This window comes from Shewanella ulleungensis (assembly GCF_014648315.1).
GTDB lineage: Bacteria > Pseudomonadota > Gammaproteobacteria > Enterobacterales > Shewanellaceae > Shewanella > Shewanella ulleungensis.
Genome location: NZ_BMQW01000001.1, coordinates 125195 through 141152 on the forward strand (window position 1 = coordinate 125195; position 15958 = coordinate 141152).

Sequence of the window (15958 nt, forward strand, 5' to 3'; positions counted from 1 at the left end):
GATTACTGGGCGACAGGTGTTGTTAAGTCAATGCTATAGATAGCAAAGCCTGCAACAACATCAGTTGTTAATGGCAATTTAACCATTTTACGTTGTTGTTTTTCAGCAACAAACTTATCAGCAACTTCACTGTCTTGGGTTTCAAAACGAATATCTAATGCAACAGTGGCATTGTCGATTGTTTTAAAGTCCCAGTTGTAATCTGCAGATGGGTCAACCATTGCATCATAACCGCCAGTGGCATTAGGTTGTGATTGTTCAGTGATATAAGCAGATAATGCATCACGGTTAGTATCAGGCAGTTCAAGCACGACATGATCTGAGCCTGTACCTGCAAATGATCCCCCAAATGCACGATAGTTATTTGATGCGACAACAAATGACATTGCTGCTAATTCATCACCTGTAATAACTGTGCCGTCTGGTGCTGTATATGCTAAGTCAACAATACGATTTGCTTCAGCATTCACGACTGCACAGCTACGGTCAAACTTACTTGGTTGTGTCACGTCAATTTTATACGTCAAGCCATCGATCACATCGAAGTTATACGTAGGGTGACCGGCACGGTTAATTAAGTTTTGTGGCGTGCTTATCGTTGGATCAATTTGGTTAAATTGATTAGCAGAACATTCAAGCCAATCTTTTAACTCTGCCCCAGTCGCTTTAACAGCAACCATAGTATTTGGGTATAAATACAAGTCGGCAGCGTTTTTGTAAGATAGGTCGCCAGCATCAACTTGAACATATTGGCTTGCATCGCCTTCAGCATAACGTCCACCGGCTTTAAACGGTGCAGATGCAGATAAGATAGGTAAGTCTTTTAAATCATCTGTAATTAATGCTTTAACACGGGCAATTTGTGCATTTGATACAATTTGAACAGTTGGATCATCTTGTACTAAAGTTAAGAAGCTATACATGTCAGAAGCTGCAACGCCGATAGGTTGGCTTACATATTCGATAGTACCGTTATGTTCAACTTCAATAGCATCTCGTAAGTTTGCTTCACCAGTAACTAATTCAACTTTATTGGTATTGTCGTAGATAGGACGAGCTTTGGCTGTTGATTCATCATGGATTACTGTCCATTTTCCTTCTACTTGACGAACGACTAAATCAACCACACCGAGGTTATCTCCCCAACGGCCAGGCATAACAGCAGGTACGCCGTTTAATAAACCTTTGTCTACGTCAGTGTTAGGTAAATCACTATAAGTTGCAGACGGGAATACAGAGTGGCTGTGACCAAAGAAAATAGCATCGATACCATCAACGTTAGTCAATGCATATGTTGCGTTTTCTGCCCATGGGTCACCAGGATTTTCGCTTGAGCCTATGCCAGAATGCGGAATAGCTAAAATAATATCCGCGCCTTCTGCTTTCATTTGTGGCACAAATTTATTCGCCGCTTGAACAATACCTAAGACTTCAACTTTACCGTCTAAATTTGCTTTGTCCCATTGTAAAATCTGTGGTGGAACAAAACCAATATAACCAATTTTAATTGTGTGTTCATTACCCTCTACGTCCGTAACGACTTTATCTTTGATAATATATGGCGTGAACATGTTTTCATTAAATAATATATTATCCCAACACCCATCTTTGTCAGCACAAATAACGTTAGCATTAATGTAAGGGAAGTTTGCACCGTCTAACGATTGCTCTAGGAATGATAAGCCATAGTTAAATTCATGGTTACCAATATTACCAACTTCATAGTCAAGCGTATTCATCGCTTTGTAAACTGGGTGAGTATCGGTAAGCATGTTGCTTTCAGTTTTGAATTTATTGGCAATATAGTCTCCCATAGGGCTACCTTGTAATAAATCACCGTTATCAACCAATACTGAGTTTGTTACTTCTGCACGAGCCGCATTAATTAAGCTAGCAGTACGCACTAGACCAATGGTTTTGTCTTCTTTACCAGAATAATAGTTATAATCCATCATATTGGTATGTAAATCAGTGGTTTCCATTACACGCAGTTTAATGTCTGCTGCCACTGTCTCTTTATTATCATCATTATCTGAACCGCAACCGCCTAGTCCCAGTGCGCCAGCGATAACAACAGCAAGTATTTTTTTATTTAACATAATTATCTCTCTGTTTATTTGACCCCAGGGCATATTGTTTGCCCCTAACGTAGCGTTAACATTATTTACCTATTTTGATAATAAAATGAAAACACGGTCGTGATTATAAGCATAATAAGTGAATGAATTGTGATGAAACACTAAGTTTATTTGTTCAATAAGTGAGTTTGCGCAATAATTAAGCGTATTTACCGATAAATAATACTTATAACTGAGTTTGTGCTACGAAGTGAAATATTAGTAAAGTGAAAGGTATGTTTAATATTCATAGTTTTATATGAATATGGTTTGTTATTCTTGCATTAACCAGTATTTTAAAAGGGTTGAATATATATTCAGTTTATTTGTTATTATATTCGCAATGATATTATCTCAATTGCGAATATAATTATGGCTTTTTTGATGATCCTATTATTTTAAAAAACCTCTACTACGTAACAAGGGTTCTATTTCTGGCTCTTTGCCTCTAAATTGTCGATATAATGTCATAGGGTCGTTACTTCCTCCTTTTGAGAGTATATTGTCGCGAAAACTTTGAGCTGTCTTTGGATCGAAAATGCCGTTTTCTTTAAAGGCTTCAAAAGCATCAACCCCTAAAATATCAGCCCAAAGATAGCTGTAATATCCAGCCGAATATCTACCTGCAAAAATATGAGAGAAATATGAGCTGCGATATCGTGGGGCGATTTCATTAATTAAATCCATTTTATTCAATGACGCCGCTTCAAATTCAGCGGCATCGCGAATAGTACTGTCTTCAAGTGAGTGCCAGTCAAGATCTAGGTAGGTTGCCGCCATGTATTCAACGGTATAAAAGCCTTGGTTGAACTTACTTGCATCTTGAATTTTTTCAATTAACGAGTGTGGGATCACTTCACCTGTTTGATAATGCCGCGCAAACTGAGCGAGCACTTCTGGTTGTGTCATCCAGTTTTCCATTACTTGTGAGGGAAACTCGACATAGTCACGAGGTACAGCCGTACCCGACTGTGAACGATAAGTCACATCCGACAACATACCATGTAAAGCGTGGCCAAACTCATGGAATAGGGTTTTCGCTTGTTCAAAAGTGAGTAGTGCGGGTTCGTTACCAGCTGGGCGTGGATAATTGAGGACATTAACAACAATGGGCATCGATTTTACGCCATTCATATTATATTGTTGTCGATATACATTCATCCAAGCTCCGCTACGTTTACTTTGACGGACAAAATAATCTCCCATAAACACGGCCAATAAACTGCCGTCTTTATCGTAGACTTCCCAGGTGCGAACATCAGGATGGTATTTGGGTAGATCATCTCGTTCTTTTAATGAGATGCCGTAAAGACGATTAGCAGTATAAAATACGCCTTTTAAGGTACTTTCTAAGGAGAAATATGGTTTAGTTTGTTCTTCATTGAAACTATATTTAGTGACGCGGATCTTGTCTGAGTAATACCACCAATCCCATGGTTGTATAGTGATATCAGCTCCTTGAGCATCGACTAGTGCTTGCATATCGCTCACTTCACTTTTAGCTTTACTCAATGCAGCAGGCCAGATTTTATTAAGTAATTTATACACATTTTCTGGGGTTTGCGCTGTCCGTTCTTCTAGAACAAAATGCGCATAACTTTGGTAACCCATTAGTTTAGCCAGGTCTGCACGTAATGCGGCAATCTCAGCTAAAATGACTTTGTTATCATACTTATTATCATGATTTGCTTTTGAAATATAAGCGTTGAAAATCGTTTCACGTAACTGCCGGTTATCTGCATAGGTTAAAAATGGTGTAATAGAAGGACGATTAGTTGTGAAAACCCATTTGCCAGGATAGCCAAGACGAGTAGCTTTTCGTGCTGCAGTGTCGATAACATCTTGAGGGAGTCCAGATAATTGCTCTGGTTTATTAAGAATGAGTTCAAAATCATTCGTTTCTGCAAGTAAGTTATTACCAAATGTAAGATTCAATTTACTAATTTTTTCATTCAACTCGCGTAACTTGTTTTTATCTTCGGTAGATAAATTAGCTCCACCTCGAGTGAAAGCTAGGTAAGTATCCTGCAACAGTTTAGTTTCAGCTGTATTAAGCAATAATGTATCTTTTTGGTCATATACCGTTTTTACTCTTTGGAATAATGTGTCATTAAGATAAATGTCATCTTTTGAACCAGACAATTTAGGTGCGATTTTCTTTGATATTGTTTGCAGTGTATTACTGGTATCAGCACTGGTTAAGTTAAAAAAGACATGGGTGACTTTTGACAGTAAATCGCCAGAAAATTCTATCGCTTCAATGGTATTAGCAAATGTAGGGGGCTTGCTTGTTATTGGCAATTAACGAGATTTGTTGCTGTAATTCGGCAATTCCTGCTTCAAATGCGGGGAGGTAATCTTCTGAGGTAATATTTGCAAAATCAGGGATTTGATAGACGGTGTTATAGGGAGCAAAAAAAGGATTATCTGGGTTTTGTTGTATGATTTGTTCTGCTGTTAGTGGTGTTTCTACTATTACTGTTTGAGGTCGATTTATTGAACATGCATTGAGGGTCAATACAATTATAATGCTACTTAAAAGTGGTTTAAGGGGTAAACCCGGCATATGATTTCCTTTTCTTTTTAGTTATATACTCAAATAAGTAATAAAGTGCTGTTAATTTAATCGTTTGAATTGTTCTCGACATCATATTCTACCTGTCTGGGTGTAAAGGTTATTAATGAGACTGTAAAGATTGTCATTAGTTTGTAACAAAAAAGCCGAGTAACCATTTGGTTCCTCGGCTTTACATAACGTAATTAAAAAGTAAATTATTAACTCGTTATTATGGTTTTAGAATCACTTTTACCGTTGCATCTACGTCAGCTTCATCAATATAACCAATCGCATTTGGGTTACTGGCTACCGCTGACTTCATTGCTGCTGCGTTTGGTACTGTTGCAGGTGGGTTACCTTTGCCGGTAAAGACCTGCTTAGACCAAAACGCTTTTAGTTGGGCGTCTGATTTACCCGTTACGGCTTGGTGAAATTCACTGCGTGTGGCATTGCCTTCTTCAAGTTCATAAACGACCACAGATGAGTCGCCTTTGCCTAAAAAGGCTTTTTTTGCATCACTTGCTGACATATCGCCAGAAGCGGTATTGCCAATAACCACTACCGCAGCGTTTGCTGAAACAATGGCCGATAAACTTAGAGCTAGTACACTGAATAACGTTTTCATTTCGACACTCCTTAGAATACTGCGTCAAATTTAACGGTGTAAATCAAGGTGTCATCGTAAGTGAATTGACCAGTTGTTGTGTCCATGCTGTTATTAATGAATCCGCCTGAGGTGTCGCCAAAATCATCCGCATAGGTAATGTCAAATTTTACCGCGACATTATCAATCGCATCCCAGCGTAACCCTAGGCTGTATGCCATACGTTCAGCATTAAAGGCAATCATTTGAATTGCGGCAGCTTGTGATACAGGTAAACGCTCGTCATTATCCTGAGTTTTCATGTATGCCACAGTAACATAAGGCGTAAATTCTTTAATGCGGTAACCCAGAGTTAAATAACCTGAATCAGTATCAGGGTAGGCGGCATCAATCTCTGAGCGAGTCCATTCGGTAATGGCGATCATTTCGCCGTTATCGTAACTTGCACCAATACCTACGAATGAACCTTTTTCATCATCAATATCAAGTACAGTGTATTTTGCATCTGTGTTGACGTTAGTGGCTAATTCAACTTCAAGTTCGTCTACCACCGGACCATCCAGTTGCGCTTGTGCGTAGACAGCACGTAGTGTCCAAACTTCGTCAGTCCAACTTACGTTAGCACCCATTAAGTTCGTCAGTTTTACTGCTGAGTTTTTAACGTCAGATTCACCACCAAATGCTTGCATTGTTAACGTTGAATCATCGTAATCGACATCATATGACACGCCCGCACCAGTATAAGATGAGAATGGAATTGTGCCGTAAACTTCTTGAGGTGGACGAGCAAAAGGCTGTGCATATCCCACATCTAAATAGTCAGAATACATGAACAAAGGTACGCGCAGTTTACCACCACGTACTTTCACGCCATTCTCAAAACGATGCGATAAGTAAGCCCATTCAGCTTCTACTTCCCAGTCGTATTTACCACGCATCATTAGCTGTAAAACTGCCTGTGTACGGTCTGTAATATTAAATGTACCTTGAAAACCTAATTTACTGTCTTCGCTGAAATTAGCACTCGAGTCTGCATTGTTATAACCAGCGTCATTGTCTGAGCTAATATAAGCACCACTGATGAAGCCATTGAATTGGACTTTATCAGCAAGGCTAGCATTTTGCTGTGACTGTAACGTTTGAACCTGCTGTTCTAGCTTGGCGATTTTAGCATCTGCAGCTTCGTCAGACAGGGCAATGCTCGGTGCCATTGCGATTGAAATTGCAATTGGCAACGCTTTCAAATTAAATTTCATGTTGTCACTCCTGGTTATTACTCATCATTCGCCCAATGGGCTCATTTTTATAATAGATATTGCCGATACAACACACTCAAACCTTAAATTGGTTTGTAATGGATTGCAGTTTTTCACTAATATTTTGAATATCGACGCTTATTCCGCCCATATCCGTTGTAGTCGCCCTGACTTTTTGTGCGCCGCTTTCCATTTCTGCCACATATTGCTGTATTAATACTGATGTATTATGTTGCTCCTCTGTAGCTGCAGCAATTTGATCATTGACTTCAGATATCGCGCTGACCTTCCTGGTTATGCTCGTGAGTGCTTCACCTGCTGTTGAAGTCGATTGAACTCCTTTATCAGCTGTTTCTATGCCGCGCTGCATCGCATCAACCGCTTGCTTAGAAGTGGTTGTCAGTTCTTTTAATACTTTTTGAATTTCTTGAGTTGATGTTTGTGTGCGTGAAGCAAGTGTTCTTACTTCATCGGCTACAACTGCAAATCCTCTCCCGTGTTCACCTGCTCTTGCCGCTTCAATTGCTGCATTTAATGCTAATAAGTTCGTTTGGTCAGCAATACTGCGTATGGTGTCAAGGATGCCATTGACCTTGTGAGTAAAGGTATCTAGTTGATTAACCACAACTGCGGTAGTTTGTACTTCTTCTGCTAAAGTTTTAATGGTGTTAACTGCATCATTTACAATCACAAAGCCTTTCTTAGCTTCTGTATTGGCATTTTCTGCTTCTAATGCTGCACTTGATGCGTACTCAGCAATATGGGTAACGCTCACAAACATTTCTTTCATCGCATGAGATATTTGCTCTATCGCTGCATTTTGCTGCTCAACATTACGCTCACTTTGCTGACTACCATTTAATAAACCAATAGCAACTTCGTTTAAATGTTCGGTCGTATTCTTTGTATCGGCAATTGATGATTGAAGTTTAGTTATAAATTGATTAAACCAATAAACCAGTTCTGCAATTTCATCTTTCCCTCGATATTGTATCCGTGAACGTAAATCACCTTCACCTTCAGAAATGTTTCTTAATGACTGAGTTACATTATCAATAGTACTGATTATAGAGCTATTAACTAATAGCCCGAATGCTATCATGACAACTGTCGCGACTATGCCGACAATTAACACACTGTTTTCGGCCTGTTCGGTACTGGTTATTGTTGTTTGGATCTGCTGTTCAAACTCCTGAGAATAGGCTTGTTTTTTTTCGGCAAACTGTTTGAGTAAAGATTGATAGCGTTTGGCGTTATCAGCTGCTTGAACTTGAATTTTATTAAAGTCGACATCATCCTTAATAAACTCAGCAGCTAAGCTTATGGCATTTTCATGATAAAGGGTTAAATCGCGTTTTTGTTGTTGAACATAGTTAACTTCTGTTGGCAGTAATATTGCCAACTCAGTTAAATTGTCAGTAATTTGCTTAACCATTGTTGCAGCTACATCTAAGCTGTCTTCTTCGCCTGTGGTAATAGCAGACTGAATGGTTTGATCTAGTTGTAATAATAAGCCTTGGTTAACTGTTGCAATATTAAGCGCAGGGTAGAGTTGGTTTTGAAGTCCATTTAATCGTTGTGCATTGTCTTCGCCTGTTTGGTCGTTAATGATTAACGAAATCACGAACGAGACAATGGCAACAAATGTGAGCAGGGCAATTCTATGCCTGATTTTTAAATTAGTTAGCTGCATAGTACCTTTTCATATCAAGTTGAAAACAAGTTAATAATAACATTTTAAGTATAGTGATGAAATTACTAATAAAAAGCCTACATTTATTACATGTTTATCCTTGTATTAAAGTATGGGCTGTTATTTTAAGAATGCAATTAACCATTGTTTTAAAATTTGACTGATGCAAGTTGAAATAGATATTAGATTTTTCTAATGCTATGAATATATTAAGATTTATTTGGGCATCAAATGCGAATTAGTATGTTATTTTTTATGTGTTGTTTAACTGAGGGTGTGAGTTGAGATAACTGCAGAGTAAAAAATAATTTTTCAACAAAAAATATCAATCGTTCAATTATAACATTTAGTTTGTTTGTTATGGTATTTAAATCTTAATAATTAATAATGGCGACTTTACAATAAAGTCGCCATTAGAGTAGGTGTTATTTAACAGCAATACATATATTTAATGACCAATAGCGGCAGAGCCTGCACGGCGAGGATCTGATGCGCCGAAAATACCTTGTTCAGTCACCATAATCGATTGAGTGCTGCCAATTGATTCTTGGGTTTTGACTTGATGACCTTTGCCTTCAAGTAACGTTATTGTATCGCGGTTTAGCGTATGTTCGGCCCATATAAAGTCAGGTTGCCATTGATGATGAATACGCGCTGCAGCGGTTGCTTCAGCGATATTCAATTTATGGTCAATAACATTCATGATAATTTGCAAGGTAATATTAATAATACGCGAACCGCCTGGGCTACCAGTTACCAGGAATGGTTTACCCTCTTTCATCACAATCGTTGGGCTCATTGAACTTAATGGGCGTTTATTACCTTGAACCGCATTAGCATCACCACCGATTAAGCCGTAACCGTTAGGCGTACCAGGTTTAACTGAAAAGTCATCCATTTCATTGTTAAGTAAAATACCGGTACCTTTTGCGACTAAGCCAGAACCGTAACTAAAGTTAAGTGTATAGGTATTAGCTACCGCGTTACCCCATTGGTCTACAACAGAGTAATGAGTGGTTTGGTCACTCTCATAACCTGCGAGTTTACCTGGTTTTATTTCACTGCTTGGTGTGGTTTTATTAATTGCGATTTTATCTGAAATCGTTTTAGCATATTCTCGGCTAATTAATTGTTTAACTGGCACAGTAATAAAATCTGGGTCACCTAAAAATTCACTGCGGTCAGCATAGGCATACTTCATGGTTTCAGCCATAAGATGTAGTGTATTTGCCGTATTATGTCCTAACTCATCAATTGGGAATTTCTCGAGGACGTTTAGCATTTCAATAATATGAATACCACCAGATGACGGTGGCGGCATAGAAACGATTTCGTATCCACGATAATTGCCACGCACAGGTTCACGTTCAACGACTTTATAATTTGCTAAGTCTTGTAAGCTCATTACTCCGCCTGCATTTTGTACCGCAGTGACAATCTTTTTAGCTGTCTCACCTTGGTAAAATCCTTTACTGCCTTTAGCTGCAATAAGTGACAACGAATGAGCTAATTCTGGTTGTTTGAGAATGTCATTCACCTGATAGTTGCTGCCATCGGCGCGATAGAAGATTTTGGCAGAACTTGGCCATTGAGCAATGCGTGATTTAAGTCCGCTCAATGAATTTGATAAGTCAGAGGTTACAACAATGCCGTCTTTCGCTAATTTGATTGCAGGGGCAATCACTTGTTTTAAGTCCATGGTGCCGTATTTTGCTAACGCAAGCTCCATGCCCATGACTGTGCCTGGTACACCTACCGCTAACCCGTGCTCGCGGCTAAGTTTATCGACGGCATTACCTTGCTCGTCTAAAAATATATCTTTATGGGCTTTACTCGGCGCAGTTTCACGGTAATCGATAGCAATAGTTTTATTTTGCTCTGCTAAATGAACTAACATAAACCCGCCGCCACCGATGTTACCTGCTCTTGGCAATGTAACGGCGAGGGCATAACCCACAGCAACAGCAGCATCAATGGCATTACCGCCTTGCTTTAAAATATCGACACCAATTTTGCTTGCTATCGCTTCTTGGCTTGAGACCATGCCATGTTTGGCATAAATTGGCTGAGCAGTCGCCATTTCGCTGAAAATAGAGATATCATTGGCATAAGAAGGTGCGCTGTGTAGGGCCGGATAGCATATTGAAACTGATAATGCTGCGCTAAGTAATAATGGTTTCAGTTTAGGGAGTCGTTTCACGATCATTCCTTGGTGTTTATTTATTTGATTATGTTGTTGAAGATGCCACATGATAGCGACAATTGGTATGAGATTTTAAATAGAACGATTAAGCATTTACAGGTGGGCATTTAGTGGAACAAACCAAGGCGCTAGTTTATCAATTCAGATTTGTTAATACTATTAGTGAGATAAAAAAATCCGATTGGAATGCTTACTTTGGAATCACTCATCCATTTACGCGTCATGAATATTTATCCGCATTAGAATTAAGCCAATGTGTGAGCGTAAAAAGTGGTTGGCAGCCACAGCATTTAGTCATTAGTCAGGGTGATACGATAATTGCGTTGATGCCGATGTATATTAAAACCCACTCTTGGGGAGAGTATGTATTTGACTGGGCTTGGGCAGAGGCTTATGAGCGAAACCAATTACATTATTATCCTAAATTAGTCAGCAGTATCCCATTTACACCAACGACAGGACAACGTATTGGCTTTGCGCCTTTGCTAAGCGAAGATGAAAAGCAATCTGTTATTACCCAGGCTAGTCAGTTTATTGACCAGCAGCTTGTCGAACGTAATTGGTCATCATGGCATGGGTTATTTAGCCTGCACTCACAACATACATTATGGGAGAATACCTTAGTCACTCAACGCCTTGGTTGCCAATTCCATTGGCGTAATAATGGCTATAACGACTTTAATGACTTTCTAGCAAGCATGAGTTCAAGAAAACGTAAAAACATCATTAAAGAACGAGCTCAAATTCAACAAGCACAATTGCACTTTACCTTTGTAGAGGGCAATAAAGCTACCGCCGAGCAATGGCTGGGATTTGTACAATGTTATCAACGTACATATTTAAAACGCTCTGGGCATCAAGGGTATTTGTCGGCTGATTTCTTTTCGTTAATCGCAGCAACTATGGGGGAGGCTATTCGGTTATTACTGATTGAAAATAGCGACAATCAACTTGTGGCATCCGCGCTGTACTTTGTTTCAGACAATCATTTGTATGGTCGTTATTGGGGTGCGTTAAGCGAGTTTGATGGTTTACATTTTGAAGCTTGTTATTATCAAGGTATCGAATACGCTATTGCGAATCAGCTCAGTGTATTTGATGCTGGAGCGCAAGGTGAACATAAAGTGGCCAGAGGTTTTTATCCTGTTGCCACTTATTCAAGCCATATCATCAAGCATCAAGCCTTTAACGATGCCATTGCTGATTTTTGTGAGCAAGAGCAGCAGCACATCAAGCTTTATATCCAGCAGATGACAGAGCAATTACCCTACAAGGCAATCCAATAAGAGGCTCGTTTGAGTTGTATTAATCCAGCGCGAGCCATACACCTACAAGCATCATCAAGCTGCCGGCGATACGGTTCATCCAACGAATATTATCGCCGCGGCTTAAAAACAGGCGTAAGCTTTTACCGCCACTTGCATAGGCCAACATCGACACACTTTCGGTTATCATAATAATACCCAGCAACACACCAAGCTGTGGGCCAACAGGACTGTCGACATTGATAAACGGCGGAAGTAACGAAATCATAAACGCCCACCCTTTAGGGTTGGCTATCGCTGTTATAAACCCTTGGCTAATTAAGCTTGCACGGCGTGTATTCATTTGTGCATTGTCGATAACTGCCATTTTACCTTTGGCTCGCCACATATTAATGCCGATATACACTAGATAGGCGCCGCCAACCCATTTTAGTAAATCAAATATCTGTGGATAATTGAGCATAATGCTGGCTACGCCTAACACAGCTGCAATAGCAACTAGAGCTACGCCAACAAGTTCACCTAACATCATCCATAATGTTTTACGTACCCCAATGCTCATGCCCAGTGTCATTGCTAAGGTCATACACATTCCGGGAGTAATAGAGACAAAAAAGAACGTGGGTATAAACACGGCTAGTACGGCGTAGTCAGGCATGAGTCGAGTCTTAGGTAAACAATTTAATGGCCTGAGTGTAATGGCCTAAAATGATAAAAACCAGCAATTTGCTGGTTTTTATGTTTCAGATTATATCTGTTGATTACAACACGCCGCGTTTCATTTGGTCGCGTTCAATTGATTCAAATAACGCAGTAAAGTTACCTTCGCCAAAGCCAAGGTTATTTTTACGTTGGATTATTTCAATGAAGATGGGGCCAAACAGGTTTTTGGTAAAAATCTGTAATAGATAACCATCATCATCACCATCAACTAGGATTTGGTGATGCTTAATACGATTACGATCTTCAGTAACTTGTGGCAGCTTGTCAAAAATGGTGTCGTAATATTCAGGAATAATATCTAAGGTTTTAATCGACGTGCCTTCCATCGCATCTAATGATGCCACAATATCACGGCTTCTAAAGGCTAAATGTTGTACGCCAGGGCCGTTGTACTCACCTAAGTATTCATCAATCTGATTTTTATCGTTACCTTTACCTTCGTTAATTGGGATGCAAAAACTGCCATCTGGAGAACGTAAGGCGTAAGAGACTAGTGCTGTTTGAGCACCACTAATGTCAAAGTAACGTACTTCAGTAAAGCCAAAGATATCTTTATAAAAATTTGCCCACTTTTCCATGGTGCCTTTATAGACATTGTTGGTTAAATGATCGACTTCCATAAAGCCTTTTTCTGGCGTTAAGATCGGTTGTTCTAAATCAACAAAGTCTGTTTGATAGATATTGTGTTGCTCGCCAAAGGTGTCGATAAAATAAATTAAGCTATCGCCAATACCGTAGATGGCCCGGTAGGGCATGTCTTTGTTTGCATCATTAGCAGGTTTTGCACCGCGATTAACCGCCTCTGTAAATGCAAATTCAGCATTTTCAACACGCCAACCCATTGAGCAAATTGCTGGGCCGTGTGATTTAGCAAACTCAGCAGAAAAACCTGTACGGCCCTTATTTAGTAAAAAATTAATGTCGTTTTGTTGGTAATAAACGATGTCTTTGTTTTTCGCTTTTTTTAACATCGAAAATCCAAAATCTATAAAGACCTGGTGCATATATTCGCTATCTGGGCTGGCAAATTCAGTAAATTCGATGCCTAAAAGTCCCAGTGGGTTTTGTTCGCTAGCCATTGTTGTGTCCTCTATTTTATGTCAACTCGCCATCTCTCTTTGGAGACTTGGGTTAGGAATAAATCAATCTTAGTTTTCTAACCAAGAACGGTTGTAATCAGCACTCATGCAATGTTTTACATGTGTGGTTAAATTGAGTGGGGCGAAAGTATCGACCATCACTGCGTATTCGTAAGTTTCTGTTTTACCTATCGATGCTTCGGTACGGCCCGGTTGTGGACCATGCGGCACCCCTTTTTGATGTAATGTCATGTAACCTGCCTCAATCCCGGTACGACTCATAAAGTCACCGTCGACGTAATACAACACTTCGTCGCTGTCGATGTTGTTGTGGTAATAAGGCGCAGGAATCGACTTTGGATGGAAATCGTAAGGACGAGGCACAAAATTACAAATCACAAAATTGTGGGCACTAAAGACTAAATGCTCAGACGGGGGTAAATGAATTTTACCGACTTTGGGTGCGTACTCACTAATGTTAAACGCCCATGGATATACACAGCCGTCCCAACCGACCAAATCAAATGGATGCCATTGCAGTATCATTTGTTGGTAACGCTCACCGAACTTACACACTAAGGCAAACTCGCCTTTTTCGACTACAGCATCGTTTAATGTTGGGGTGCGAATATCTCGTTCGCAATAAGGCGCAGATTCGAGCATTTGGCCATATTCGTTTCTAAAGTGTTTTGGCACTTCCACCATTGACGATGATTCAATCACAAACAAGCGTACGTTTTGATAATCATTAAAGGTTAATTGGTATGTAGTACCGCGTGGAATAATCAAGTAATCCCATTTCTTGGTATTGATTACACCATATTCACTTAATAGCTGGCCTTCGCCCTCGTGGATAAAAACCACTTCGTCAGCATAAGCATTACGGTAAAATTCAGTTGTGGGCTCAGTGACTTTGGCGGTATACATCGCCACATCGTTATTGAAAAAAATTCTATTACGAGCACTAAAAAAGTTGCCCTGGCAATCGGCTTGGCGTGAATCTAGTTTATAGTTTTGAATTAAAGGATCTTGCCATTGCTCACCGTGATCAAGGGCATAAGGCTTAACATCAATCGCCTTTGTTGGCATGTTATGGTGATATTTATTGGAATAAATATTTGAAAAGCCGTGTGTTGAAAACAGTTCTTCGCGATATAGTTCCCCGCTCTCTTTTTCAAAAGCGATGTGCCGTTTAGTCGGAATGTGTCCTTGTTTAACATAGAATGGCATTTGATATTCCTATGGTTAATCGACTGCGTGTGACGCGGCTCAATGTTGATTATTGTTATGACCTAATCGCACTGGGCAAGCCAATATGTGATCTTATTAACAATTTAGTGGTAAAGATCAACAAAAAAAAGAATAATAAACAGCTTATCTCAATCAAATTTTTAGATGGTTACGTTGGCTTTACATAAGTGTATTGATAACAAGACACAGGAGCGGTTATGCGGATTGACATTGATGCGTTTAATGTACTGCAAGTCCTTGTTGAAGAAGGAAGTTTTTCAAAAGCGTCGGAACGATTACATAAAGCTCAGTCTGCAGTGAGCTACCAAGTTAAAAAATTAGAACAGCATTTAGGCGTAACTTTATTTAATCGTGATCACTACCGCGCAGAGTTAACACCAGAGGGAAAGGTGATTTTGGCTGAAGGACAGCGTTTATTGCAGCACTTGGCTAACATAGAGCACCTTGCCAGCAGATTCAGTCAAGGATGGGAACCCAAACTTGAATTGGTGATTGATGGTGCTCTGCCAATGGAGCCAATTATGAGCGCGTTAAAGCTGATGTCTGAACATAACATACCGACAAAAATCCAGTTAAATATGGAGTTTTTAGGCGGTGTACAACATCGTTTTGAGCGAGATCAAGCTGACTTAATGTTAGTAAAAGACTATCGAACAGGACCGTCTTATCACCCTAAACCTTTACCGACTATCACAAGTGTGCTGGTGGCTTCTCCCATGCACCCTTTGAGTCAGTTGCACAACATCAGCTTGCCTGAGCTGCAACAGCATGTAGAGCTCACCATTGAAGATTCATCTCCAGGCAAACGTGCGCGTGATGAAATGCAATTTGGGGGTGATAAAGTGTTTTACCTTTCAGGCTTTATTATGAAAAAGAATGCGTTATTGAAAGGCTTAGGTTTTGGTTGGATGCCTGATTTTCTCATCACCGAAGAACTCGCCAACGGCCAATTAGCCCAGGTGGATTTTATTGGCGGTAATCGTTTTAGTTTTACACCACAATTGGTGTCTACGCTAGAACGTCCGTTAGGTCGAGCAGGGCAATTATTTACCGAACTTATCTTGCAAGAGTTTGCTTTATATCAACAGCAACAAACAGGCTTTAGTGGTACCGGTTTAGGTTAACTTAAATTAAAAACAACTATCAAGACATAATATGTCAAAAGGTTATCATGGAGAATGTAGTTACATCTTGTTAACCTAAACAGAAT

At 39.7% G+C, this 15958-nt stretch carries 10 protein-coding genes and 1 pseudogene; 2 read left to right on the forward strand and 9 right to left on the reverse strand.

Translation table 11 applies throughout. The annotated features are described in order from the left end of the window. Positions 1-2 precede the first annotated feature (2 nt). The 6 genes and pseudogenes from IEY40_RS00555 to ggt all read right to left on the reverse strand — a co-directional run bounded on the left by IEY40_RS00555 (position 3) and on the right by ggt (position 10427). A complete protein-coding gene (locus IEY40_RS00555; RefSeq protein ID WP_188952339.1) occupies positions 3-2099 on the reverse strand; it encodes a bifunctional 2',3'-cyclic-nucleotide 2'-phosphodiesterase/3'-nucleotidase in 2097 nt (698 codons plus the stop codon). Positions 2100-2510: 411 nt separating this feature from the next. Continuing rightward, positions 2511-4683 (reverse strand): annotated as a pseudogene (locus IEY40_RS00560) (M3 family metallopeptidase). Positions 4684-4903: 220 nt separating this feature from the next. Then, positions 4904-5299, reverse strand: coding sequence for a type 2 periplasmic-binding domain-containing protein (locus tag IEY40_RS00565; RefSeq protein WP_188952343.1), 396 nt, complete (start codon positions 5297-5299; stop codon positions 4904-4906). An 11-nt stretch (positions 5300-5310) separates the two neighbouring features. After that, complete coding sequence (locus IEY40_RS00570; protein WP_188952345.1) at positions 5311-6534, reverse strand: hypothetical protein; 1224 nt, start codon at positions 6532-6534, stop codon at positions 5311-5313. Between the two features lie 76 nt (positions 6535-6610). After that, positions 6611-8227 (reverse strand): methyl-accepting chemotaxis protein, encoded by a 1617-nt coding sequence (locus IEY40_RS00575; protein WP_188952346.1) that lies wholly within the window; start codon positions 8225-8227, stop codon positions 6611-6613. Positions 8228-8675: 448 nt separating this feature from the next. Then, positions 8676-10427 carry a gamma-glutamyltransferase gene (gene ggt / locus IEY40_RS00580; RefSeq protein WP_229776963.1) on the reverse strand — a complete coding sequence of 584 codons (1752 nt, stop codon included), beginning with the start codon at positions 10425-10427 and terminating at the stop codon, positions 8676-8678. A gap of 113 nt (positions 10428-10540) precedes the next feature. Here ggt and IEY40_RS00585 point away from each other — a divergent pair, with 113 nt between their 5' ends. Next, entirely contained in the window at positions 10541-11716 is a 1176-nt protein-coding gene (locus IEY40_RS00585; RefSeq protein WP_188952350.1) for a GNAT family N-acetyltransferase, read from the forward strand. Between the two features lie 19 nt (positions 11717-11735). Here IEY40_RS00585 and IEY40_RS00590 read toward each other — a convergent pair whose 3' ends face one another. The 3 genes from IEY40_RS00590 to IEY40_RS00600 all read right to left on the reverse strand — a co-directional run bounded on the left by IEY40_RS00590 (position 11736) and on the right by IEY40_RS00600 (position 14727). Beyond that, positions 11736-12353, reverse strand: coding sequence for a LysE family translocator (locus tag IEY40_RS00590; protein ID WP_188952352.1), 618 nt, complete (start codon positions 12351-12353; stop codon positions 11736-11738). Between the two features lie 103 nt (positions 12354-12456). Continuing rightward, on the reverse strand, positions 12457-13497 hold the full coding sequence (gene hppD, locus IEY40_RS00595) for a 4-hydroxyphenylpyruvate dioxygenase (RefSeq protein ID WP_188952353.1): 1041 nt from the start codon (positions 13495-13497) through the stop codon (positions 12457-12459). Positions 13498-13566: 69 nt separating this feature from the next. Further along, positions 13567-14727, reverse strand: coding sequence for a homogentisate 1,2-dioxygenase (locus tag IEY40_RS00600; protein WP_188952354.1), 1161 nt, complete (start codon positions 14725-14727; stop codon positions 13567-13569). A 218-nt stretch (positions 14728-14945) separates the two neighbouring features. Here IEY40_RS00600 and IEY40_RS00605 point away from each other — a divergent pair, with 218 nt between their 5' ends. Next, a complete protein-coding gene (locus IEY40_RS00605) occupies positions 14946-15872 on the forward strand; it encodes a LysR family transcriptional regulator (protein WP_188952356.1) in 927 nt (308 codons plus the stop codon). Positions 15873-15958 lie beyond the last annotated feature (86 nt).

Coding starts and splice junctions, on each gene's coding strand:
- IEY40_RS00555 (WP_188952339.1), bottom strand. CDS start 2,099: ATGTTAAATAAAAAAATACTTGCTGTTGTTATCGCTGGCGCACTGGGA.
- IEY40_RS00565 (WP_188952343.1), bottom strand. CDS start 5,299: ATGAAAACGTTATTCAGTGTACTAGCTCTAAGTTTATCGGCCATTGTT.
- IEY40_RS00570 (WP_188952345.1), bottom strand. CDS start 6,534: ATGAAATTTAATTTGAAAGCGTTGCCAATTGCAATTTCAATCGCAATG.
- IEY40_RS00575 (WP_188952346.1), bottom strand. CDS start 8,227: ATGCAGCTAACTAATTTAAAAATCAGGCATAGAATTGCCCTGCTCACA.
- IEY40_RS00590 (WP_188952352.1), bottom strand. CDS start 12,353: ATGCCTGACTACGCCGTACTAGCCGTGTTTATACCCACGTTCTTTTTT.
- hppD (WP_188952353.1), bottom strand. CDS start 13,497: ATGGCTAGCGAACAAAACCCACTGGGACTTTTAGGCATCGAATTTACT.
- IEY40_RS00600 (WP_188952354.1), bottom strand. CDS start 14,727: ATGCCATTCTATGTTAAACAAGGACACATTCCGACTAAACGGCACATC.
- IEY40_RS00605 (WP_188952356.1), top strand. CDS start 14,946: ATGCGGATTGACATTGATGCGTTTAATGTACTGCAAGTCCTTGTTGAA.